Here is a 23,211-nt window from a genome sequence, read left to right as displayed (position 1 = left end):
CTCCTGACTAATTCCCCAAATGAAGTTTTTATTAGTTACAGATTTAGACAACACGCTAGTCGGAGATGACGAAGCAACTCAAGTTTTAAACCAGCGCTTGCAATCACAGCGATCGCAAATTTGTTTGGTTTACGCTACCGGGCGTTCTTATGCTTCAACTTGCGAATTAATTGCCCAAAAGCAACTGCTAGCACCGGACTATTTGATCGCAGGTGTAGGCAGTGAAATTTACAAAGACGGAACCCTCGATTTAGATTGGGCGGAATATCTTTCTCAAGGCTGGGATAAAATGGCGATCGCCTCTTTAGCGCAGCAGTTTTCCCAGCTTAAACCCCAATCCCCAAAAGAACAAAATCCTTGGAAAATCAGTTATAGTCTGGAACCAGCAGCAGAAAATAGCTCGACTGTCCAGGCTTTGCAGGAAAAGTTAACTGAATCGGGACTGCCAGCTCAAATCATTTTTAGCAGCAATAGCGATGTGGATCTTTTACCGCAAACTAGCAATAAAGGCAATGCCCTTACTTATTTACAAAAACGCCTACAAATTCCATCTGAGGCAACATTAGTTTGCGGTGATTCTGGCAATGATATCAGTATGTTTGAACAGGATGTCCGGGGAGTAATCGTCGCTAATGCTCTCTCAGAACTCTTAGAATGGCATCGCGAATGCGGCACTGAAAATCATTATTTAGCTGGTTCTGCTTGCGCTTGGGGAATCATGGAAGGAATGGCATATTTTTGGGAATTTTGATTGCCAAAAAATCGGTTTGATTTGTAGTGAGAAGTGAAGGCCTCATACAAATCAGAGGACTGAAGTCCTCACTACAAACGCACCCGAAGCACCCCAAGTCCTGCAAACCGTTGTTAAAATCTGTTGAGGAATCTCAACCGCGTATCGATCGAACCTGCGAGTTGCGATACCATCAGCGTGTACTGCTTTATACAACCTAATCGAACTTAACTTTAGTTACCTCAAGCGAGTTGAAGTTTATTTCCTAGCCTGTTGGGTGGAACTCACATCTTGCACCATCCTCAAGAACAGGCAAGATGCCTGTTCCACAAAAGATAAATTTTATTGTGGAACAGGCATCTTGCCTGTTCAGAAAAGGCTAATTGAGAATGGTGCAAGATGTGAGGCTCAACGTAGTGGAGGGAGTCGGCTATCCCAAGATAAGTCGCCTATTCCTCGATCGCCAAAAGTTATATAGTTAAGTTGAGCGCCTAAACCTAAATTACTCTCTCTATAAAAACTTATCTTTCTAGATGAACAAGATGTAGGTTGAGTCAACTATTTGCCCCTTTAGTTCAGTTCGCCAACGCACCGCCACATGGAACAAAATACTTTACCCGTAGAGGTGATTCTCTCTCACCCCCGCCAATATTTAGGTAGCCTGCGGCTGGATTGGACGCCACAACCGGGGAACTATGTAGATTTAGAGGGACAAACCTACGCTGTTTTGGAACGCCACCACCGCTATCAACTCAAATCCGGCCGCTACCGACTGCAAAAAATTGCCCTGTACGTGCAGTCGGCCACACCGCCGACGGAAAGAACTTTTGTAAGCGGCATCTGGGTTATCGGAGATGCTAGCTGTCGCTTTAATGCTCGATCGGAAATTCTGCGCTGTGCTGTCAATCCCAATGGCCCGTGCAACTGCTGCTGCGATTACCAAAAGTCTTGAACCATCAAGTCAATCGATTTTAGATTTTAGATTTTAGATTTTAGATTTTAGCAGGGAGCATCTCATATTTGTAAAAATACTTCTTCTGGCTCCTTCCTTCTTCTGGCTCCTTCCTTCTTCCTCTTTCCTTCTTCCTCTTTCCTTCTGCCTCCTGCCTCCTGCCTCCTGCCTCAAAACTCCAATTTCTAGCGGAGGGCTGCAAAGGTGAGATGCTCCCTTTAAGCATTGACCCCACGGATAAATTCGGGGGCGCCTTTATCGGATACAGGTTTTTTATTTCTGGGTCCTGAGTCTGCTTTCGGAATGAATCCGGGGGCCTGTATCCTGGATGCTTTCGGTCAGTACACAATTCCACCTCGCCCAACCGAGAGTGCCGAGAATCTCGGCGTCTCCCTCAATTACCAGAAACTATCACAACCAACTAGCAACTCTGGAATCAAATTTAACTTCTTCAGGAACGCGGTAATCTATCTTCTGATAGCTGTGGAGCACGTCGCGAATGCCAGTATGAATCAAATTTTCTATGTGCAGCAACTGTTCTGAAGAACAGCGAACCTGAACTGTTTGGTTTGACGCAAACTCGCCGGAGTCGATCGCAGTATATCTATTAGGAACTCGGCTGAGCACATAAGCAATTAAATCCTGTCGCAATCCCGAAGGCGAAAAAGCTTGTTGGTATGGGTGCTTCGGATAAGACTCCAAGATAATTTCTACTTCCTCTGTGACTACAGCTAAGGTAATATTGACAAGATTTTTCTGCATTTTCCCTGTCCCCAAACACTCGTTAACTAATATTTTTGTGGCCGTTCTCGATCTCGTCTGATTTCTCATGAATTTTAACCCGCTAATACCCCCAATCGTTCTTCGGTCATCACCAGCTCGAACTCGGAACTTACCTCTTCTATAACCCGCAGCACGTAGCAGGGAATCTTGTCCGATAAAATAGCACTTGGCGCCGTACCAGTGTGAATTTCTAAGACTGCTTCTGCCGCAGCTTCAAACATCAGTCGCTGTCCCGGAAACATCACTCTTTCAAAGTACCAATTAGGAATGTTCCCAATCCGAACCACCTGAACTTGGTTGCTAACATTTGCGTAATAGCACAGAATCTGGTTGTTACCTTTATAAGATAGCTGATCAGACATTTAAAAAATCTCCACACTCTTTCTAAAACTTACTGAGACTTGGCCTTGCCTGTTAGTAGCAATTACGAGTTTGGCTCTTGTTCAAACGACTTATTTTTGGGGTGTTATTCGAGAGCGCGAATCACCTCTTCAGTTATTAATTTTTTTAGCATTGAGTTATCCTGCCAACACTGAGATGTCGGCCGCAGAATCCCCGTTTTTCCCGGTTAAAAAACCCGGTTTGTTTGGTATGCAGTGCGCCACTCCTGACTTATTTAGGTTAATTGTGCTGTGGCACGAGTTAATCGAAAGTACCGTCACTGCGCTGAACTCTCCTGACAACAGGTTGGCTCTTTGGCAGCGGAATGGTGCTGAGAGTGCGATCGACCTTGAGATCCAGAGCTAGGAGTAAACTTTATCTAAAAAATATGAGGAAATTATGAAGACCATCATTTTTTTTGATAAATATACTTTTGCTCAAGCAGGGATTACAACACTTAGGCAAAAACCGGGTTTTTTAGCCAAAAACTTGGCTGCATCTGTGCTCCGGGGTGAAAAAACCAGGTTTCTGAGGGAACTCGGCGTAAATCTTGGATTAGCAAGCTGAAACCGGGTTTTTTACCAAAAAACTTCGCTGCATCTGTGATCTCGGATTAAAAAAAATCGTTCTTGAGGCCCATCTGTGTAACTTCTGGAGGAGTTATTCTGCCTGTAAATATGGTATTAGCCGATCGGCTTTGCGGGTAACAAAAAACCCCGACTCCCTGAGATCATCTCTAGAACTTCTAGGGAATCAGAGTTTAAATTAACCAATCACCGATCCATCTCAAAGCTAAATCAAAAAAATGAGGAAATTATGAAAATAGCAGGAAAAGCTAGAACTTTCCTGGACGCATAAACCCGGTTTACTAAGATAATTGCGTAATTTTCGCAAGAATCAAGAGAATGAGAAAGCGGATTTTCGATCGTCATCCGGCTTTAATGCCCCCTTTATTCTGTCGTCGGGCTGGGCCGACTTTGTTTGTCTATAGCAACCCTAAATCATTTGCCTAATTATTGTAGGGGCAATCCCACGCCCGGTTGCCCCGATAGATAGGGGGTAGGCACGGGGAGTAGGGGTAGCACTACCCCTACAAATTTACATGAATGATTTAGGATTGCTATAGTAGCGGTTTCAAATGCCGAGTTTGAGCGGCTATCTGCGATCGCATTTTCCCCCAATTTAAAGCAACGGTTCCCAACCCAGAATTTCCGCCACTTGCTGTGCCAAACTCAAAGGATCGAAAGGCTTTGCAATCACCCCCGCTACCCCCAAATCAGCAAATTCGCTCAAATCCATCGCCTGCACCTTAGCCGTCAGGAAAATCACCGGAATCCCGCGAGTAGCCGCATTGTTTTGCAGCAAACCAAACAGAGTAACTCCGTCCATATCCGGCATCATCACATCTAGCAGAATAGCGTCAGGGAGTTGAGTTTCAGCTAAAAGCAATCCTTGGCTGCCGTCGGGCGCGCTTAGTACCGTCCAGCCGCCTAAATGCTCCAGACAGGCCTGAATCACGCTGCAGAGGTTTTTTTCATCATCGATTACCAAAATGCGCTTTGCTGACATAATTAAAACTCAAATTTTAAATAAATCATGGTAAACCGAAAAAGGACTTACGCACGCTGCCTCCTCAACCGGGTTTCTTGACAGATATAGCAGAAAGAAGAAGCAATAAAATTAAGAGTTTCAGCACTTAAAAACGTCCTAATCGTCGGGCGCGGTTGCTATATTATGCCGCTCACCTACTTAAACCGAGAACAGAAAAATCGATATATAGCCCTTGCAAACTCATTCTCCCCGCGTGCGTTGCGAGGAACGTTAGCTTTCGCGATGTCTTATGAAAGCAATCTCAAAACTCCAAACTTTTTCCCCCTTCGCCTTCCAACTGTGCGGGCACTGTGAAATAGAAACTGCTTCCTTCTGAGAGAACACTTTCGACCCAAATTCTGCCCCCGTGCTGCTGTACTATGCTGCGACAGATAGCCAAACCCAAACCCGTACCTCCTTTTTGGCGGGAGTCAGAAGCATCCACCTGTTGAAACCGTCCAAAGATAGTTTCTAGTTTATCAGCAGGAATCCCCCGCCCTCGATCTTTGACTTCAAATAAAACCCGTGAAGCGTAGCTATCCCGTAGGGAATCGCCCAAATCTTCAACCCTGACAGTTACTGTACTCCCTGGAGCGGAGAATTTAATCGCATTGCTCAACAAATTTACCAGCAGTTGAACAATTCTGTCCGGGTCAGCCCAAATTTTTGCTTTTTGGGGCAAAATCGACAAATCAATGTTATTTTCAGCAGCCAAAGAAAGTACAGATTCTGCAGACTTCCGCATCAAAACCTGGGCATCGCACCACTGCTTGACGAGGATAACTTGGCTTGATTCGAGCCGCTCTAAGTCTAGAATATCGTTTACCAAACGCACTAACCGTTCGGTATCGCTCGAAGCGATTTCTAACATCTGTTTAGCCGTTTCCGGTTTACTTTTCAGTACCCCAGCCGCCAGCAAACCTAAAGAACCGCGAATCGAGGCAAGCGGCGTTCTCAGTTCGTGGCTGACAATCGAAATAAACTCATTTTTCATTTTTTCAATTGCCCGACTTTCTGTGATATCTGTGACTGTGCCGACGTGACCAATTAGTTGAGATCTGTCGGAAAAAATCGGAGCTGTTTTCAGCCGACAAAACCGGATGGTTCCGTCTCGCTGGATGTGGCGGAATTCGCAGGAAAATTCCCCATCTAGCGATCGCGATTGGGGCCACTTAGACAGAATTAGTTTGAGGTCTTCGCGGTGAACAAACCGCATCCAGCCGTTTCCTAAAGCTGCTGCAGGTGTGAAGCCACCAATTGCTTGACAGCGAGGATTTGTATAGGTACATTTCCCCTCAGTATCAATTTTGAAAATACCCACGGGGGAACTCTCGCTCAGAGAGCGAAATAAAGCTTCGCTTTCCCGGAGTTCTGCTTGAGAGCTTTCTAGTTCTCTGGTGCGCTGCAAAACTCGCATTTCTAACCGTTCGTTGAGCTGTTGGAGGGCGGCTTCAGCAAATTTGCGATCGCTAATATCCCGGTGCACTGATACCCAGTGGGTAAACTCACCATTTTTGTCCGCTATGGGCACAATGCTCATTTCTACCCAAAATTCCGTCCCGTCTTTGCGGTAATTGATCGAGTCAACCCGCACCGGCTGCCAGGTTTTCAAAGCTGTCCGAACTCGATGGAGACTGGCGCGATCTGTTTTTTGTCCTTGCAAGATGCGCGGCGTTTTGCCCACAACTTCTTCTAGCGTATAGCCGGTCATCCGCGTGAAAGCTGGGTTGACATAAAGAATTCGCGGGCCCGGTTCCTCAATCGGTTCAGCTTCGGTAATTAACACGGCGTCGTTAGTGGTGGTGACTACTAATTCCAACAGGCGCAACTGTAATTCTCTAGCTTTGCGATCGGTAATTTCTGTAACTGTCCCCACCATCCGCACTGCATCGCCGGCTTCGTTGTAAAAAAACTTACCTTTCCCCTCCATCCAGTGAATGCTGCTGTCGGGCCAAACCACACGGGTTTCGTGACAGAAATCTCCTCGCTGGGCGATCGCCTGATTTATAGCATTCTCCATACTTTTTAAATCTTCTGGGTGAACGCAAGCTGCAACACTTTGATAAGTTCCGGCAAAAGTTCCCGGAATCAACCCAAACAACTCTTCGTGTTCCCTCGACCAAACTATGCGATTTTTCTGCACGTCCCAGTCCCAAAATCCTATTTTGGTAGCCGACAAAGCTAAGCTAAGCTGCTCATTGGTTTTTCGCAACTCTATGCTAGTAATAGCAACTCGAAGTTCTCGGGCTATTTCGATTTCGCACGGCTGCCAAGGCAAAGATTTTGACCTCACAGTTTCTTGCCACAACTCAAAGGAAATGCGAGGAGACATCAATCGGCTGCCATCCGCTTTAAGTTCAATTTGCCCCTCTGGTGGACCTGCCCAGTTGACAGTTTGAAGTGCTTCGGGACGGAACCACAAAATGTAATAATTTTGCATCTCGGACATGGCAAGTACCAGCAAACCGCTAGCAAATTCTTTAAACTTCTCGGCGGGCGGATACAGTTGTGAGAGAGAATCTGTATAAAAAACCTCATTATTTATTTGAGTTTTTATCCAAGCAATTAAGTTTTCGATTTCTACCAATTCGGGGGTTTGCCCGATGGTTGTTAAACTTTCATTTGCACACACAACTCCACCAGTGGCACCCACTAAAGCCAGCAATTCATCTCGGTATGTTAGTAAACCTTCTACAAAGCAGTTTTTTTGATAAATTTCCGTGATAAATTTTTGGCAAAGTGCTTTTAAATAAATTGCATATTCCCGGTCTTCGCTATCTTGTTTGTAGCTGAGTTCTAGATTTACAAACTTGGCTAGCAGTTCGCAAGCAGTTCTTGTTTCGTAGTTGACATACTTTCGTGTTGGGTGGTGACAGGCGATCAATCCCCAGAGTTTTTTATCTTTGATTAATGTTAGGGTCATGCTAGCGGCAACGTTCATATTTGTGAGATATTGAACGTGGCAAGGCGAAACTGTTCTCAACAAAGAGCCACCCATATCTAAAGGGCGACCCGTCAGCGGATTGCAGTGAGGAATTAGTTCTACAGGCTGACAGTTAATATCGGGAATAAACCGAATTAAATTCATGTGGAAGAGGTTTCTTGCCGGGGCGGGGATATCGGTAGCCGGATAGTGCAGTCCCAATAAAGGAGCCAAACTTTCTACTTTGTCTTCGGCGACAACTTGCCCCGCACCTGTGGCATCAAATTGATAGACGATCGCTCGATCGAAACCGATGATCCTCCGCACTTCTTCAACTGCTGTCTGACACAGCACTTGCAGGTTTGGTGTTTTGTGGATTTTGTCGATCGGCTCTTGGACTAAATTATAACAATTGAAACAATCGCTCGTTTTTGGGGAAACAACCGACTCTAGTTCAACAATTAATGCTGAATTTGATTGATGCAGCGTCCCCTCAAAAAAAGACTTGCGGTCTTGACTTTTGAATGATAATCTGAGCGCGTTACGTTGTTGGTCGTTTTCAAATAAAGCTTTTTCAATAGCCTCAATTTCCTCAATCTCGACAAATTCCTCTAAAAATTGATCCAAAAGTTGTTCGGGGTAAAGGCCCATCGCCTCAAAAGTATTGTTGCTAACTTGCAAAATTTTCAACGCCGGAGATTCCAGCACCAAAAGGATGCCGTGAGGTTGAATGGAACCCGGGGCGTAAATTAGTTCGCAGTCGCTGTTATTGAGAGTGCTTGTGTCTGAGGGCAATACCATTGCTTTCATCTGATTAATACTTCTCTAAATTAGTCTGTGTGGGAGCATCTCATATTTGTAAAAACACTTATTATGGCTCCTTCCTTCTTCCTCCTTCCTTCTTCCTCCTTCCTTCTTCCTTCTTCTTCTTTCCTCCTGACTCCTGACTCCTGACTCCTGGCTCCAATTTCTAGCGGAGGGCTGCATAAGTGAGATGCTCCCGTCTGTGTTCTCGGCGGGCTAGCATCAATCAACAGCACCGCGTCGCAATCACACAATCTAACAATCCCCAGTCTTGGCTAAGGCTTCCTGAGTTGTTTCGGACACGCACTGCATATTTGCTCCTATAGCCTTTCGAGCTCTCATATGAGGTACTCATGGGCATAGGGCATAGGCCTCCGTGGGCATAGGCCTCCGTGGGCATACCTCACCACGCTTGAGAACCGCTATAGTTATCCCATTAAAAAAAAAGAATACAAGTGTAGGTACGCGATCGAAACCCATATCTCATCAGTCATTCCCACTTCTTCAATTCTTTAATTCTTTAATTTTTTAAATCTAAAATGGGATTAGCGCTGTGCCTGAGCCAGTCTGTTTCTCAGTTGAGTCCGCTCCAAACGATTCAGGAGGCGAGCAATCAATTCCGGTTTCACGATCGGCTTGTTCACGTAGTCGTCAGCACCTGCGACAAACATTTGGCGCACTATTTCCGATTCGGAATGAGCTGTCAAAAATAGCACGGGGAGCTTGCTCCAGCGCAAATCGTTGCGAACTGCCAAACACAGCTCGATACCGCTGTAACCGGGCATCTCCACATCTAAAATTAGCAAATCGGGACAAGTCGTTTCGAGTACCTCCCAGAACTTTTCGGGATCGTCCAATGTTGTTACTTGAAATCCCCAAGGTTTTAGAATCACTTGCAGTGCAGCCAATAGATGCACGTCATCGTCTACCACCATAACTTTAGCTTCAGCAGGGCCGGTCTGGTCGAGAACTTGGGCGACTGCTTTGAGTATATCTGCTGGGGGCATAGATTTGTGTAAAAAGCCCGAAGCTCCCAAACGAGCAACTTCTATTCGATCGCTCAATTGATTGTGCCCGCTAAAAACCATCACCGGAATTTCGGGTTTTTCACGGAGGAGTTCGGCTAGGAGAGAAAGTCCGTTTTCCTGAGCTTTGGAAAATGTCAAATCCAGCAAAATCGCGTCGGGAGGCTGTTGAGAAATCGCATTTCTTGCCGCTTGCGGAGAGTTGGCGACTTCTATCTGGAAGCCGGAACCGGATGCTACTGTTTTGAGTTGATCGCTCCCAAAATTATCATCCTCAACAATCAGCATTCGGCGCTTTTGGGAAACAGCAGGAACCAAATCGCCTTCTGGTTCGGGCGACGGGCGATCGAATATCTGTTTGATCTGATGCAGAAATCCCTCAATCTGCTGGGCAGTCCCCGGTTTCCAGATGTTTTGGGCCTTGAACAAATGTTCTATCTGGCGCGCAACTTCCGAACCTTGCGGCAGCCCTAACGTTCCCAAAGAACCGACTAATTTGTGAGCTTGAGCCTGGGCTTGCTCGCGCAGTTCACCCTCCAAGGTTCCGCTTTTCAGTTGAGCGATCGCGCGATCGAATATCGCCACCTTTTCTATAAAATTAGCTTTTAAATTTTCCCGCATTTGGGCAATCGCATTCAAGACTTTGAGACGGCGCTCGTCATTGTTTAATTCGTGGCTCGCTCCGCTGGATTCAGTAGATAAAGTCTCTTGAGTTTTAGCAGTTTCTGGCCTTTCCTGCCCAGCTTGTTGGCTCTCAATCTCCTCCGGCAGACTTTTGAGCCGATAGCCCAATCCGTACACCGTTTCCACTAAATCTACAGTCATCCCGGCTGCTTTCAGCTTCTGCCGCAGCCCCTTGATGTGAGCGGTAACGGCTTCTTCTTGAGGAAATTCGCCGGCCGACCAAATGCGATCGAGGATGGCGCTGCGACTGAAAATGCGCCGGGGATTTCTCAGGAAAAGTTCTAGCAAATTGTACTCTTTGGGAGTCAAGTGCAGCACTTTTTCGGCATAAGTTACTTCCGTAGTGTCCGGGTTGACTTGCAGTTTTTCCCATGTTAAATTTGTACTCGACAAAGTTGCCTTACCCCGGCGCAGCAAAGCCCGAATTCGAGCGATTAATTCTTCGAGATTAAAGGGTTTGACCACATAATCGTCTGCACCAGCCTCTAAACCTTGGACTCGATCGTTGCTGCTATCTAGCGCTGTCAGCAGTAAAATCGGCATTTGGCAGCCGGACGATCGCAATTTCCGACACAAACTAATGCCGTCGAGTTTAGGAATCAGCACATCCAAAACAATCAGGTCGTAATCGTATGCCTGCACCAAATGCAACGCTGTTTCACCGTCGGCAGCAGCATTCACATTGTAATTGTGAGAGTTCAGCGCTTGAGTCAGCAAACTGACTGTAATTGTGTCATCTTCTACCAGCAGGATTTTCATAAACGTCACCTGTCCTTCCAACTATTATTGGAACTTTTTATCGGTTTTTGGGGCTAATTAAATAGCCTTTTTACAACTTAATTTAAAAATCCCCCACCTTCAGTATAACAAATAGTCTTCTGCAAATAGAATAATTCTAAATTATTATTTTTATTTATTTGTTTTATTCTCGAAATTTTTCATTAGATTCGGGCTGGGATTTTATGGCTTTTTGGACTTCAGCGCCTGCTGAATCTTTTGAATCAGATATTGCGAGGAATCTTGATGTTTAACTAAGTCTTCTAACTCGGAAACCGCTACTTCGGCGTGTTCTATCTCTTGAACTAAAGAATCAGCGGTAACACTTTTTATGCCTCCCAAAGGTTCTTGGATAGCGGTCAATGAATTAAATTTTTTTTCCGCTATTAATTCTTCCAACTCTAGCAGGGCCATTTCTGCGCGATCGATCTTGATCGTCACGGATTTAGCCACATTAGCACCCGCTCTTGCTGCCTCCGTGATTTCGTGAACTCGAAGTTTAAACCGGCTGGCAATTTGCTCCATTTGAGTCCCCAATTCAAAAGTTTTACTTGCCAGTCTGCCAATTTCTAGACTCACTTTGCTCAGACCGCTGGGCTGACTTCCCATTTGATTGGTAACTACAGCCACCTGTACTGCTAAATGCCTGACTTGTTCGATCGCCTCCCGGATGGTTCGGGAAGTGCGATTAACCGTTTCTAAATCATTAGCTATTGCTTTGCCCACGCCCAAAATTTTATCTGTATTGTTGCAAATAGAATTAGCGCCTTGAAAAGTAGCTTGAAATGCTTGGCGACCTTCGGAAGAAATCAGTTTCGCAATCCTCACAAATCGCTGATTCATTTGAGCAATTTCTTCAGCTTGTTTGACCAGTGCCACTTGCTGGGCACTGGGATTAGTATGCAATTTTTCTGTTTGACGTTGTTGGATTTTTAAAAGCTCATTACATTCGTGAACCTTAGCCTGTTCTTGTTGAAGTAGCGCCAAATACTTGTGTCTTTCTACTCGGTATTTTTGAAGAAGTTTGTTAGCTTGCGCTAAATGCTTTGACTGGGCAATCACCAGAGTATGAACGTCCAAAAGGTGGTGGCTCTGGTCTTCCCTTACCACAATAATCGGTTCATAAATCAAGTCTTTGTGCCTGTGGAAAGACGCTTGGACGGCATCGTCAACTTTCCAGTTTTCCGAAAGCAGCAAAGGCGGAATTCTAATAAAATCTAACAAGGCTCGAATCGGGTGTGACCCGTAAAGTTCTACGCGATCGGGAAAACTCATTTGCTCTCGAAATTTGACGCGAGAAATCATGCCCAATACCTGTGATTCATGAGTAATAATGACTCCTGGCAGGTCTGGTTCTTGCTCAAATCTTTCAGCCACTACCTGTCCTAGAGTTGTAGCGCTCACTTGGAAGTCGTGACACGGCAGATGTCCGATCGTGAAATCGGGGGTGAGTTGAGTTGGATTGCTCATTTACCCGGATAGTGTTAAGTACAAGTTAACAAATTATATATTAATATTATACTGGAATAAGATTGTTGAAAGTAGTCAACGACCCAGCACGGAAGTGACTGGGCTTCGCGCCTAAAACTTCATTTTCAGTTGACCAGCCTGACAGTAATGACACCAAGCGGATACGTAGCTAGTCCCATGTTCTGTCGTTAAGGGTTAAACATTTTTATTTGGGTTAAGGACGTGCCATTAGCCGAATCAGCTCAGAAAACAAAGGCGCGTGCTAACTTCACCCCAGCAATGGGAGTGGAATTGCTTAGTTTCCATCAACAACCCAGTTCACAAACACAACCAGAAGCGATCGATTATACAGCCGTATCCCTTCCCCCCGTTTCCTCCTACCGCTTTCGCGCTCGTAAAGCGGTGAAGTGGGGGTCACTCGCCCACAAGAAAGAGTAATCCCTAGGAGGGGCATTTCTCAGACATTTTTCGTAATAAGTCCGACAATTGGTGTATGAGAGAGTGATTCACTTAGAAAAACCTACCATGTCCAAGTATGTACCACCAAGAATCGCTATTCAACGACTCGGAGTATGTGCAAAAACACGCTTAGCAGTGGGAAAAAGAAGGGAAAATCAAAGCGTACAGAACACCTTCAGGACAGCCACGACATGACGGAGACTCAATTGTCGATATTCCATCTACTCAACCAACAATCCTCTACGCCAGAGTTAGCAGTCGAAGTCAAAAAGCCGACCTTGTACGACAGGCTGACTTTCTTGTGTCTCGCTACCCCGGAGGTGAAATTATCCAAGACATCGGGAGCAGCCTCAATTTCAAACGGAAAGGTCTTATCACCCTACTGGAACACATTTACACGGGCGACATCGGAATGGTTGTCATTGCCTCAAAAGATAGATTGTGTCGGTTCGGGTTCGATCTTATCTCATGGTTTGCGGAGCGGGGCGGGTGTAAGATTTTGGTTCTCAACAATAGTTCACTTAGTCCAGAAAGAGAAATGGTTGAAGACATACTCGCAATCATCCACGGCGACCGTTGCCGACTCTACGGACTCAGGAAGTATAAAAAGCAAATCATTGAAGACTATGACGTACCGAGTTTACCCAAAGGGGGAGACAAAAAGAATCTGGATGCTGAGAATTCATGCCAATCGAAAAGTCTACAATAACGCGATTGCTTACCTGAATCAACATCAAGGAAAATTCACGTATTATACTGTGGACAAAAAAACTAATCAACCAGTCTTAAAAACTTCAGGGAAGCAAGCTTTTCGGAGTTTTTGTAAAACTTGGGACTCCCAAATAATTCCTGAATGGTGCAAAGAACTAGGCATAGCTCACGGGTTAGATAATGCACTCTTTGAGGCTTACACAGCTTGGAAAAAAACCGATAAGCAGCCCGCTCAAATAGGTAAAGGGAAAAAGGCAAAAATCAATCCTTTAGTCGGATTGAAGTTAGCTCGGTTCCGATCGATACGATCCCAAAAACAGACCATTCAGTTTGCTCCGGGGGACTATAAGAACGGTCATTTAATGACCAATTCTAGTAAAGGTTTAGAGAAACCTCTATGGACTGGGCAAGATTTCTGCTTAATTAACTACGATAGAGCCGTAGAAGTCACCTACAACAAGGGGCGCTGGTTTGTAAATATGCCTGTAGAGATGGACGTTCCAGAGTCTAAAAATGGTGGCAAGACCATCGCACTCGATCCAGGACTGCGTTGTTTTTTGACCGGGTTTGATGGTAATTCTTTTACTGAATTTGGCAAACACGACTTTGGGAAGATTGCTAGGTTGTGTCAACATTTGGACAAAATGCAATCAAAACTTAGTCGCTCTCAAGGTAGCGAGTTTTCTCGATTACGCTATCGATTAAAACAAGCTATGGAAAGGGTGAGGACAAAAATTAAAAACCTACGCTCTGAGATTCACAAGCAAGTAGCAAGTCACTTGGCTAGGAATTATGATGTTATTTACTTACCTACTTTTGAAACTTCTCAGATGGTGGCAAGAGGTACTCGCAAGCTCAATTCTAAGTCGGCGAGAGCAATGATGACTTGGGCATTCTATCAGTTCTCCCAAACTTTAGAACATCTCTGTAATCGTTACGGTTCGAGATTGGTTAGGGTAACTGAGGAATATACTTCCAAAACTTGTACGAAATGCGGTCATATTCATAAAAAATTGGGTAGCTCTAAAACTTTTAGATGTCCTAACTGTGGTTATGAAATGCCCCGTGATTTTAATGGCGCTCTGGGAATTTTTCTCAAAGCTTTGTGGGATACCACCATACTCTGGGACCTGTCTGATGAGTGTGCTATATTCAGATTTTCACCGATTGTCGGGGATTGTCGGGATTAAAAGTATCAGGACAACTATAGGGAGAAATTAGCTCTCTCATCCTGGGGCCTTCTATTACCTACTTTCTGACTACTGTCATCTCAACTTGTTGGATCGGCCGCGCCTGTTGTGCCCCAGGTTCCTTCCTCACAACAGAGGCATTCATATTTTGTTCTTTAAAACAACCGGGAAAATATCTAGATTGAAACCAAAAACCTTAAATCGGACTTTGCCACTAGCAACCTTTGAGGCTGCTTACCAGTTGTTACAGCAAATGGCTGAAATCCCAGGGGCGATTTGGCTCACCGACGATGCCGCTGATTATCAAAATCTGGAAAATTCGTCGGAAAGGTTTGCAGCAGTAGTATCAGAGCATTTTAGCGCCCTGCTGCGGGGCAATCTATTAGATGAGTTCGCAACCAACGGACACAAGCACAGCGAAAAAAATCTCCATTCGCAATTGAATGTGCAGTTGACTTTCGACCCCGGGGCGATCGCCAATTTCCTGTCTCCCCTCGCCGACAAACTCGCAGAAATAACGCCCGCACCCTCGTGGCAAATTGACATTCCCGCCCTCAAACAAGCAATTAAAAATATACAGCCCAACTCGGCAGTTCTCCAAAGCGAATTCACCCTAAATTTGCTGGATATTCTCGCTGCCAATGCCAGCCCAAATAATCGCCCGCCCCTACACAGCCAAACAGAAATAGAGGGAAAATCCGCACCCAAAGTTATAGATCCCGAAACACTACAAAGCCAGATTGCCGAAGCCGTCAATCAATTACAAATTGCCAGTCCCTGCATTTCATTTTGTCAGCCAGTGGAAGATGCTTTGCAGCAACAGCTTGAACAAGAGCGACTTTTGAATCAGGTGACAACTCAAATCCGCCAGAGTTTGGAATTGCCTGTAATTTTGTCAAAAGCAGTCGAGCAAGTGCGAGAGTTTTTGGAGGTCGATCGCCTGTTAATTTATCAATTTGAAAAAGTGCCAGCGCCGCACAATGGCGAGTTAGCTAAAGAAATACCTGCGGCGGTTTCGGGGTCTGGCGAAATCCAAGAAAATTCCGCGTCTTACTTGTATTTAGGTCGCGTTACCTACGAAGCTTTAGCCAACGATGCTATCTCGTCTGTACTGAATTTTACTGAAGACGCGCAGTGTTTTACCCAGGGAGTCATTGACCGAGAGAAATATCGCAAAGGTTTGGCTTTGTGCGTCGCGGATGTGGAAACAACTTACTCTTCACAGCCTTGTTTTTTAGAGTTGATGCGACGGGCGAAGGTGCGGGCAAAGTTGCTAGTGCCGATCGTAGTTCAAGACGACTTGTGGGGGCTGCTAATTGCCCACCAGTGTACTTTTTGGGAGTGGGAAGAAAGCAAAAAAACATTTTTGCGACAAATAGCAGAACATTTGGCGATCGCCATTTACCAAGCCGAACTTTATGCACAAGTCCAGCAGCAAAAGCGCACCTCAGAACAGCGCGTAATAGAGCGCACGCGAGAACTGCGCGATGCACTGGTTGCCGCCCAGTCTGCCAGCCTCGCCAAGAGCGAATTTTTGGCAGCTATGAGCCACGAATTGCGGACTCCTCTCACTTGCGTCATCGGCATTTCCGACACGCTGCTGCGGTGGTCTTACGGCAAAGTTGGCAGTAAAGAAGTGCCAGTGCAAAAGCAGCGGCAGTACCTGCAAACTATCCGAGACAGCGGCGACCACTTATTAGAATTAATCAACGATATTTTAGATTTATCGCAAGTAGAAGCGGGAAAAGCAGTATTAAAAATTAGTGAATTTTCACTTTCTAAATTAGCTTCTCAGAGCCTGCACGCCCTCAAAGAAAAAGCTGCGGCTAAAGGCGTGGAACTGCTGCAAGAACAGCGGATAAAACAAGAGTGCGATCGCTTCATCGCTGACCCGCGCCGCTTGAGACAAATTCTCTTCAATCTTTTAGGAAATGCGATTAAATTTACTCCCGAAGGCGGGCAAGTCATCCTGCGAGTTTGGGTGACAGAAGATAAAAATCGAACGCCTGCAGTGCGGCAGCCCGGTACGGCACCTGCTGGCAGCACCGCTGTTTTTCAAATCAAAGATACCGGCATTGGAATTCCCGAAAATCAGCGATCGCTGTTGTTTCAAAAATTCCAGCAGTTAGATTCTCCCTACCGCCGCGAATACGGCGGCACCGGTCTGGGATTGGCTTTAACTAAACAGTTAGTAGAGCTTCACGGCGGTGCGATCGAAGTTAACTCTACAGTTGATGTCGGCTCTACTTTTACCGTTTTTATACCAATCCAAACTCAAAGCAAAGATGAATCCACAAAATTTAAATATGAAAAATCGAATTCATCTTTACCGCTGCATTCTTCCTCCTTGCGGGGCAGCCTCGTGCTCGTCGAAGAAGATGAAGAAACTGCCATGCTGATTTGCGATATCCTGACAGTCGCAGGAATGCAAGTGGTGTGGATGATTGAAGGTTCGGCGGCGGTGGAACAAATTGAACTTTTGCAGCCCAATGCTGCGATCGTCGCTATGCGTTTGCCCGGTATGAATGGCTGCGAAATAATTCACCAACTGCGCGAAAAACCCGCTACTGAAAATATCAAAATTCTGGCCTTAAGCGCTAATGAAATCCCCGCCGATCAGATATCTTTCGTGACGGCGGGAGCTAACGATTGTTTGGCTAAACCGATTCACCCTGAGCAATTGCTGGACAAAATTATTTCTTTAATGGCTGGGATTGGTAATGGGTAATACAATTTTAGATTTTAGATTTTAGATTTTAGATTGGGGAATGACCACTAATTTCAAAGGTGGTACCCGCCACGTGATTTATCCGTGGAATCAATCCAAAACCGAAAATCGAAAATCACTTATTGCCCCCGCATTTATCCGTGGGGTCGCCTCTAAAATCTAAAATCTAAAATCTAAAATCGATTGACTCATTGGATATAGGTTGGGATATGGTCTACAGTTACATTCTTTTTTTGAACTGGTATAATTTGTAATTCCCAATTACCAATTCCCCATCCGCAATTCCCCATGATTAATTGTCAAATTCCTACAGGATTAATTGTTTCTTGTCAAGCACCTGCTGATTCGCCGCTGCACGATCCGATCGTAATTGCGGCAATGGCTCGAACCGCCATCAATCGAGGTGCATCGGGCGTGCGGATTGACACTCCGGCTCACATTGCAGCGGTGCGAAAACAGATATCCGCTCCCATAATTGGGATTTGGAAGCAGCAATTGCCGGGATGCGAGATTTACATTACTCCTCGGTTTGAAGACGCGCGGGCGATCGCCGCTTCTGGAGCCGATATTATCGCCGTTGATGCTACTCTGAGAAACCGTCCTGCTGGCGGCGAAGATTTAAAGACATTAATCGCGCAAATTCACAGCGAATTGGGTAAATTAGTGATGGCGGATGTAGATACAATAGAAGCTGCGATCGCGGCAGCCGAAGCTGGTGCAGATACTGTAGCAACTACTCTTTTTGGCTACACTGCCCAGACGGAAAATTTGTCGCCGCCGGGATTTGATTTGGTTGCGGAAATGGTAGAAAAGCTTAAGGTTCCCGTTATCTGCGAAGGCGGGATATCGGGGCCGGAAATGGCTAAAAAAGCCTTGGATTTAGGAGCGGTGGCTGTTGTTGTGGGGACAGATATTACTGGGATCGATCTTAAGGTGACAGCCTATAAGTCGCTGATGGGGAAGTAAGTTCGGCAACGGATTCGCTCGACGGATGTAACGGATGTAACGGATTGAAGGAAGTTCGGCAACGGATTGTTTAACGGATGTAACGGATTGAAGGAAGTTCGGCAACGGATTCGCTCGACGGATGTAACGGATGTAACGGATTGAAGGAAGAAGGGAGAAGAAATATTCAGCGATAGAAATCGGTTGTAGGCACAGGAAACGCGCCAGCTAAGGGTGGGAAATATCGGGCGATTTCAATCGCCCTTTATCCGGGGAAGTTGCTAAATCAGTGCGCCGTTGATAAAGCTGCTAACTACAGCTAAGGCGATCGCCCCCAGTACCGCACTCCAAAGGCCCATCCGCAAACTAAATCCTTCAACTAACTTCGCAGCCGAGGCAAAAACAATCACGTTCATTACAAAAGCAAACACGCCGGAAAGCAATCCCAGCGTCAGCAAGTTCGGCACGAAAAAAACTGCTTTCAGAATTGGCAAAATTAAAACATTCAACATTCCCAAAACCGCAGCGGAAATTACTGCTTTCGGTGTGCTGTCAATTTCTACGCCGATCGGGAGTTGAGAAATTAGCAGCAAGCTGCTGCCCGTCACCAGCCAAGCAATCAAAAAATCGATCGGTTCCACAGCGCCCCTACCTCCTTAACAGTTGAATTGTCAGAAAAACCTGATATTTAACATATATCTTATATACCTTAATTAAACAATCCGGCTGATTCGTCTGCCAATCGACAGAATTTATGTCTGTTACTAAAGAGTTAGAAGTTATAATCCCTGTAATCATCTGCCCAATCATCCGGATGGGGCCCGTATCAACCTGTTAGTTGAATAAAAAGAGCAGATTAATTAATATGGCTGGCGATTTTTCTTTTAACTCTAAAGTCCGATTCGACAAAAATGGCTTGGACAATGCTTCACGGCAACGCAGCCGATCGCTCCAAGTTATGATTTTTATGCTGCTCGTCACTACCTTGATGGCGCTACCAATATTTCGTCTAGCCGAATTGCAACTGGTACAGGGAGCCTACAACCGACAGCGGGCGGAAAATAACCGCATTCGCCCTGTTTCAGTCCCAGCGACTCGCGGTCAAATTTTAGACCGCAACGGCAAAATTTTTGCGGCCAGCCGCGTATCTCGATCGGTCTATGTGTGGCCAAAAGAGCGATCGGCCAAGGAGTGGCAAGAGATCGCCGCTACACTGGGCCCGATCGTCAAACTGCCCGCGGCCGAAATTGTCAAAAAAATCGATGCCGCTGGCTACAGATCGGCCCTGCCAGTGCGAATTAGTAAGGATATCGATGTAGGTACTTTCGTCGCTTTGGGAGAACAAGCTAATAGTTTGCGGGGAGTGGAAATTCGCGTAGAATCGAGCCGAGACAATCCCAACCAGCAATTAGCAGCTCACCTTTTGGGATACGTCGGCGAAGCTAGTTTAGAGCAATTAAAAGCTAATCCTGCATATCCGATGGGGATGCTCGTGGGTCAAATGGGAGTTGAAAAATTAGCCAATTCAACTTTAGAGGGCGTTTGGGGAAACCGTTTAATCGAGGTGAATGCTAAGGGCGAGGAAATCCAAGATTTAGGTGTCAAAGACCCTATCCCCGGCAAACCGGTGCAGCTAACTTTAGATTTAGATATGCAGAAAACTGCAGAAAAAGCTTTGGGCGATCGCCTGGGTGCAGTTGTCGCGATCGACGTAAAAACCGGAGCTCTTTTAACAATGGCTAGTTGGCCGACATTTGACCCCAATATTTTCACCCGCAAGGTGACTCAAACAGAATGGGATCGACTGCAAGGGCCAGAAAAACCGTTTTTAAATCGAGCCGTTCAAGGTTATCCAGTCGGTAGCACTTTTAAAATTGTCACTGCTATAGCGGGGATGGAGTCGGGCAAGTTTTCTCCTGACTCGACTGTGGCTACTTCTTCTTCAATTACGATCGGCGGAATTTCTTTTAACGAACACAGCGGCGGTTACGGCGTTATCGGTTTCCGCGATGCTTTAGCCTACAGCAGCAATACCTTTTTCTATCAAGTAGGTATGGCTGCAGGCCCCGAACAAATGGCAAAAGCGGCTAAAGCGATGGGCATTGGCGGTACTATTAATTTAGACCTTTTGGGGTTGGAATCCGCCAATCACGGTCAAGTTCCGATACCAGCAGAGAAACAGAAAATGTATGGTGAAGATTGGTACGTTGGCGATACAGTAACAATGTCGATCGGTCAAGGTTTGGTACTTTGTACTCCCTTAGAATTGGCTGTGATGGTGTCCACTGTTGCTAATGGCGGTTATCGAGTTCAGCCGCATTTATTGGCTTCTCAAACCAACACTCCTATTACCAAAAAAGTTCCCACAGGTATTAAGCCTGCAACTTTGAATGTTGTTCGCCAGGGATTGATTGACGTGGTGAAAAAAGGTACTGGCAAACGCATGAATGATGGTACTATTCCTTTAAGTGCTGGTAAGACTGGGACGGTGGAAATGCCCGGTCATCCTGACAATTCTATGTTTGTGGGTTTTGCTCCCGCTGACAAACCCGAAGTTGCGATCGCAGTTATAGTTGAAGGCGGCGGATTTGGTTCTGTATCGGCGGCACCAATTGCTCAAGAGGTATTCCGAACCTATTTTCAAAAGCAGGGCTTTAAGCCTACTAATAAGCCTCTCTAGTCATTAGTTAATAGTTGACTCTTGGCTGTTGACTGTTCTCAGTTTGTCCCATACTTCGATCGCACTATCCTTGATATCTTGGAAAAGTGCGATCGATCAAAAGTTTTCCCCTACCAATCGTCTCACTTCCACGGTCGATAAATTCATCATTTGCGCTACCTGTTCCAGACTCATTCCAGAATTTAATAGTTGAGTTACGAGCGATCGTAAAGCTGACTCCGCTGCCAGTCGTCCCAGGTTTTCTTCCTTGTAAGTCTTCAAAGGGGTAAAAGGCGGTAAAAGGGCGGTCGGCTAATATTGCTCTTTAGTAAATGCAGTATTAATGAAGATGAAGATTAGTTCAATGTTATTAAAAGTCAAGAGCCTGGTAGGCCTAGCAAGTTTTCCCGCCTACGTTGGTTGATTTAATAATATAAAGAAAGTTCACGAGCCGCTGTAACAGGGGCTCCAAGTGAATTAATAGACACAAATACCTAGACGTTGGCACCCATCATTCCTCTCACTGCCATCGGGCATAATAGTGTGGCAGAAAATACATTCTTGTTCCAGCCAGTATTCGATGTCTACACCGGAAGCACCGAACAAATTAGAGCGATAGAAGTTGGTCTTCTCCACCAGGGTTTCATCCAACTCGGCACGTACCAAACAAGCATGAGTCAAGTCAGCTCGATCGAGGATCGATTGAGCCAGGGTAGCTCCATCCAAGCGGGTATGTTGCAGGATGGCGTTCTCCAGAGAGACTTCAGCCAATTCGGCTCCAATCAGGTAACTTCGAGAGAAGTCAGTTCCAATCATCGAACCCTGCAGAACAGCCCCGGAAAAATTGGCATCGCTCAAGATTGCTCCTTGGAGATATGAGAACGCACTAACACGAATTCCAGCAAAGTTTCGCTCCCCAGCAGCATAACGTTCGAGCAATTCAGAGGCACTCATTTCAGTAAATAGCGATCCTTTCATAGGTCGTCTTCTCTTAATTCTCCATTACTCAATAATAAGGTAAACTATTAGTCCGATGTTGACACTTGATAGGCTCTGGAAAGACACCGGATTCTTGCTTCTGTGGCACTTATCTATACAGAAGTTCCCCTCAACCGCCCATAAAATCAAGGTAGCAGGTGGAGGGTGATATCAAATCCGGTTAAATGCACATAGTTCAGTAGGGGCAAACCCCCCGTGGTTGTTCCCTCGGTACTGTGGTTAATCTTTCCGGGTTTGATATGAGGAATAGTTAAAGGAACTGTAATGTGTTGAATATTTAGATAGGTCCCTACCTATTTCATAATAGTTCTGCTAAAATTAACTAATATTTTATATGAAAAAAAACCGTGGTGGACGAAAAAGAGTCAACGAGAATCTACGACCTGCAAGAATTACGGAGACGGTATATAGCTGGAGAGAGAAATTTTTCGGGTTTCGATCTGAATAATTTTCATCTCTCCGAGTTTTTCCTGGTTGATATCAACTTGATCGGTGCTAATCTGGAAGACGCTAGTTTGGGGGGGGCTAATTTAATTAATTCTAACTTGAGCCATGCTAACTTAGAAAGAGTATGGCTGGATCAATCCTTACTGATTAAGGCAAAATTGAGCAATGCCAATCTCAGGAATGCTAAATTGGTTAATGTTGACTTGACTGGTGCCGACTTAACAGGTGCCGACTTGACGGGTACCGACTTGACGGGTGCTGTGCTGATTGACACTAATTTGACTGATGCCAATTTGACGGATATTAAAACAACAGAGCAGACTATTTTTCATCAAGTGACTATGCCTGACGGCAGGATTCAAAACGATTTAAACAGAACGTTGTCTGCTGAAGAATTGCTCCGGCGCTATGGCGAAGGCGAGCGAATTTTTCAGGATAAAATATTGCATCGTGTAGATTTGAGCGGTGCTGACTTGCGTGATATTGACCTGAGTCGTTCTCGCTTAAGCTATGTCAACTTTAGTTGTGCTTGTTTGGAAAATGTTGGCTTGGGAATGGCTATATTTTCTGATTTCAGAAATGCTCGATTTAGTCGGGATGAAGATTGGTTGGGTGTCTATTTTTTTTATTGCGATTTGAGAGAGGCTAATTTATCAGGAGTTGACATGAGTTATTCTCAATTCATAGGAAGCAACTTTTCGGGAGCTAAAAATTGTCTTTCTGGTGGTCTCCAAGGAGATGTATTCTTTTACCAGACTACTTGGACAGATGGAGAATTTATCCAGGGTCCAACGAGTGCTACTTACCACTGGCGTGGTGAGATTAGGGAGGGTGAATTTTAAATTGTAATAATTAGTCGTAGGAGTTACATCTGTTTCAAAAAACAGGACTTACGCAGAGCATTGAGAAAATTGTAATGTTTTGAACATTTAGATATCTCCCCAACCTATTTCA

At 45.3% G+C, this 23,211-nt stretch carries 19 protein-coding genes; 9 read left to right on the top strand and 10 right to left on the bottom strand.

All coding sequences use genetic code 11. The annotated features are described in order from the left end of the window. The first annotated feature begins 19 nt into the window (after positions 1-19). Both QT990_RS19440 and QT990_RS19435 read left to right on the top strand, forming a co-directional pair. Positions 20-751: a sucrose-phosphate phosphatase gene (locus QT990_RS19440; protein ID WP_333139561.1), complete on the top strand. Its 732-nt coding sequence runs from the start codon at positions 20-22 to the stop codon at positions 749-751. Positions 752-1,328: 577 nt separating this feature from the next. Further along, entirely contained in the window at positions 1,329-1,682 is a 354-nt protein-coding gene (locus tag QT990_RS19435; RefSeq protein ID WP_333106534.1) for a DUF6464 family protein, read from the top strand. A gap of 40 nt (positions 1,683-1,722) precedes the next feature. On the opposite strand, the gene QT990_RS19430 is transcribed toward QT990_RS19435, so the two are convergent. The 3 genes from QT990_RS19430 to QT990_RS19420 form a co-directional block, all read right to left on the bottom strand. Next, positions 1,723-1,908, bottom strand: a complete 186-nt coding sequence (locus QT990_RS19430) for a hypothetical protein (RefSeq protein WP_333106532.1) — start codon at positions 1,906-1,908, stop codon at positions 1,723-1,725. Positions 1,909-2,093: 185 nt separating this feature from the next. Then, the gene (locus QT990_RS19425) at positions 2,094-2,444 is read right to left on the bottom strand and encodes a late competence development ComFB family protein (RefSeq protein WP_333300290.1); all 351 of its coding nucleotides are present in this window, start codon (positions 2,442-2,444) and stop codon (positions 2,094-2,096) included. A 74-nt stretch (positions 2,445-2,518) separates the two neighbouring features. Next, positions 2,519-2,827 (bottom strand): DUF1830 domain-containing protein, encoded by a 309-nt coding sequence (locus tag QT990_RS19420; RefSeq protein ID WP_333139568.1) that lies wholly within the window; start codon positions 2,825-2,827, stop codon positions 2,519-2,521. A 70-nt stretch (positions 2,828-2,897) separates the two neighbouring features. Between QT990_RS19420 and QT990_RS19415 the strand changes: the two genes are divergently transcribed. Continuing rightward, positions 2,898-3,212, top strand: coding sequence for a hypothetical protein (locus QT990_RS19415; protein WP_333465651.1), 315 nt, complete (start codon positions 2,898-2,900; stop codon positions 3,210-3,212). A gap of 816 nt (positions 3,213-4,028) precedes the next feature. Here the strand turns inward: QT990_RS19415 and QT990_RS19410 are convergent. The 5 genes from QT990_RS19410 to QT990_RS19390 all read right to left on the bottom strand — a co-directional run bounded on the left by QT990_RS19410 (position 4,029) and on the right by QT990_RS19390 (position 12,119). Further along, positions 4,029-4,415, bottom strand: coding sequence for a response regulator (locus QT990_RS19410; RefSeq protein ID WP_333139573.1), 387 nt, complete (start codon positions 4,413-4,415; stop codon positions 4,029-4,031). A gap of 283 nt (positions 4,416-4,698) precedes the next feature. After that, a complete protein-coding gene (locus QT990_RS19405; RefSeq protein WP_333465650.1) occupies positions 4,699-8,169 on the bottom strand; it encodes a PAS domain S-box protein in 3,471 nt (1,156 codons plus the stop codon). Positions 8,170-8,189: 20 nt separating this feature from the next. Further along, positions 8,190-8,417 (bottom strand): hypothetical protein, encoded by a 228-nt coding sequence (locus QT990_RS19400; RefSeq protein ID WP_333465649.1) that lies wholly within the window; start codon positions 8,415-8,417, stop codon positions 8,190-8,192. Positions 8,418-8,708: 291 nt separating this feature from the next. Next, positions 8,709-10,631 carry a response regulator gene (locus QT990_RS19395; protein ID WP_333465648.1) on the bottom strand — a complete coding sequence of 641 codons (1,923 nt, stop codon included), beginning with the start codon at positions 10,629-10,631 and terminating at the stop codon, positions 8,709-8,711. Positions 10,632-10,832: 201 nt separating this feature from the next. Then, complete coding sequence (locus tag QT990_RS19390; RefSeq protein WP_333465647.1) at positions 10,833-12,119, bottom strand: chemotaxis protein; 1,287 nt, start codon at positions 12,117-12,119, stop codon at positions 10,833-10,835. A 613-nt stretch (positions 12,120-12,732) separates the two neighbouring features. Between QT990_RS19390 and QT990_RS19385 the strand changes: the two genes are divergently transcribed. The 4 genes from QT990_RS19385 (at position 12,733) to QT990_RS19370 (ending at position 18,173) form a co-directional block, all read left to right on the top strand. Continuing rightward, positions 12,733-13,287 carry an IS607 family transposase gene (locus QT990_RS19385; RefSeq protein ID WP_445252012.1) on the top strand — a complete coding sequence of 185 codons (555 nt, stop codon included), beginning with the start codon at positions 12,733-12,735 and terminating at the stop codon, positions 13,285-13,287. Next, complete coding sequence (locus QT990_RS19380; protein ID WP_333139580.1) at positions 13,250-14,479, top strand: transposase; 1,230 nt, start codon at positions 13,250-13,252, stop codon at positions 14,477-14,479. The genes QT990_RS19385 and QT990_RS19380 overlap by 38 nt, the downstream gene beginning before the upstream one ends. 181 nt (positions 14,480-14,660) lie before the next feature. Beyond that, positions 14,661-17,207, top strand: a complete 2,547-nt coding sequence (locus QT990_RS19375; protein ID WP_333139582.1) for an ATP-binding protein — start codon at positions 14,661-14,663, stop codon at positions 17,205-17,207. Positions 17,208-17,495: 288 nt separating this feature from the next. After that, complete coding sequence (locus QT990_RS19370; RefSeq protein ID WP_333139584.1) at positions 17,496-18,173, top strand: N-acetylmannosamine-6-phosphate 2-epimerase; 678 nt, start codon at positions 17,496-17,498, stop codon at positions 18,171-18,173. 260 nt (positions 18,174-18,433) lie between these two features. Here QT990_RS19370 and QT990_RS19365 read toward each other — a convergent pair whose 3' ends face one another. Continuing rightward, on the bottom strand, positions 18,434-18,793 hold the full coding sequence (locus tag QT990_RS19365; protein WP_006635567.1) for a phage holin family protein: 360 nt from the start codon (positions 18,791-18,793) through the stop codon (positions 18,434-18,436). A 224-nt stretch (positions 18,794-19,017) separates the two neighbouring features. Here QT990_RS19365 and mrdA point away from each other — a divergent pair, with 224 nt between their 5' ends. Next, complete coding sequence (mrdA, locus tag QT990_RS19360) at positions 19,018-20,832, top strand: penicillin-binding protein 2 (protein ID WP_333139586.1); 1,815 nt, start codon at positions 19,018-19,020, stop codon at positions 20,830-20,832. A gap of 456 nt (positions 20,833-21,288) precedes the next feature. Here the strand turns inward: mrdA and QT990_RS19355 are convergent, their stop codons facing one another. Then, positions 21,289-21,789, bottom strand: coding sequence for a pentapeptide repeat-containing protein (locus QT990_RS19355; protein ID WP_333139589.1), 501 nt, complete (start codon positions 21,787-21,789; stop codon positions 21,289-21,291). 368 nt (positions 21,790-22,157) lie between these two features. Between QT990_RS19355 and QT990_RS19350 the strand changes: the two genes are divergently transcribed. Further along, complete coding sequence (locus QT990_RS19350; RefSeq protein ID WP_333139591.1) at positions 22,158-23,099, top strand: pentapeptide repeat-containing protein; 942 nt, start codon at positions 22,158-22,160, stop codon at positions 23,097-23,099. Positions 23,100-23,211 lie beyond the last annotated feature (112 nt).

It is taken from the genome of Microcoleus sp. T3_B1 (assembly GCF_036700445.1).
Classification (GTDB): Bacteria; Cyanobacteriota; Cyanobacteriia; order Cyanobacteriales; family Microcoleaceae; genus Microcoleus.
The sequence above is the reverse complement of the archived record's forward strand: the minus strand, read 5'-3'. Positions and strand labels throughout refer to the sequence as shown.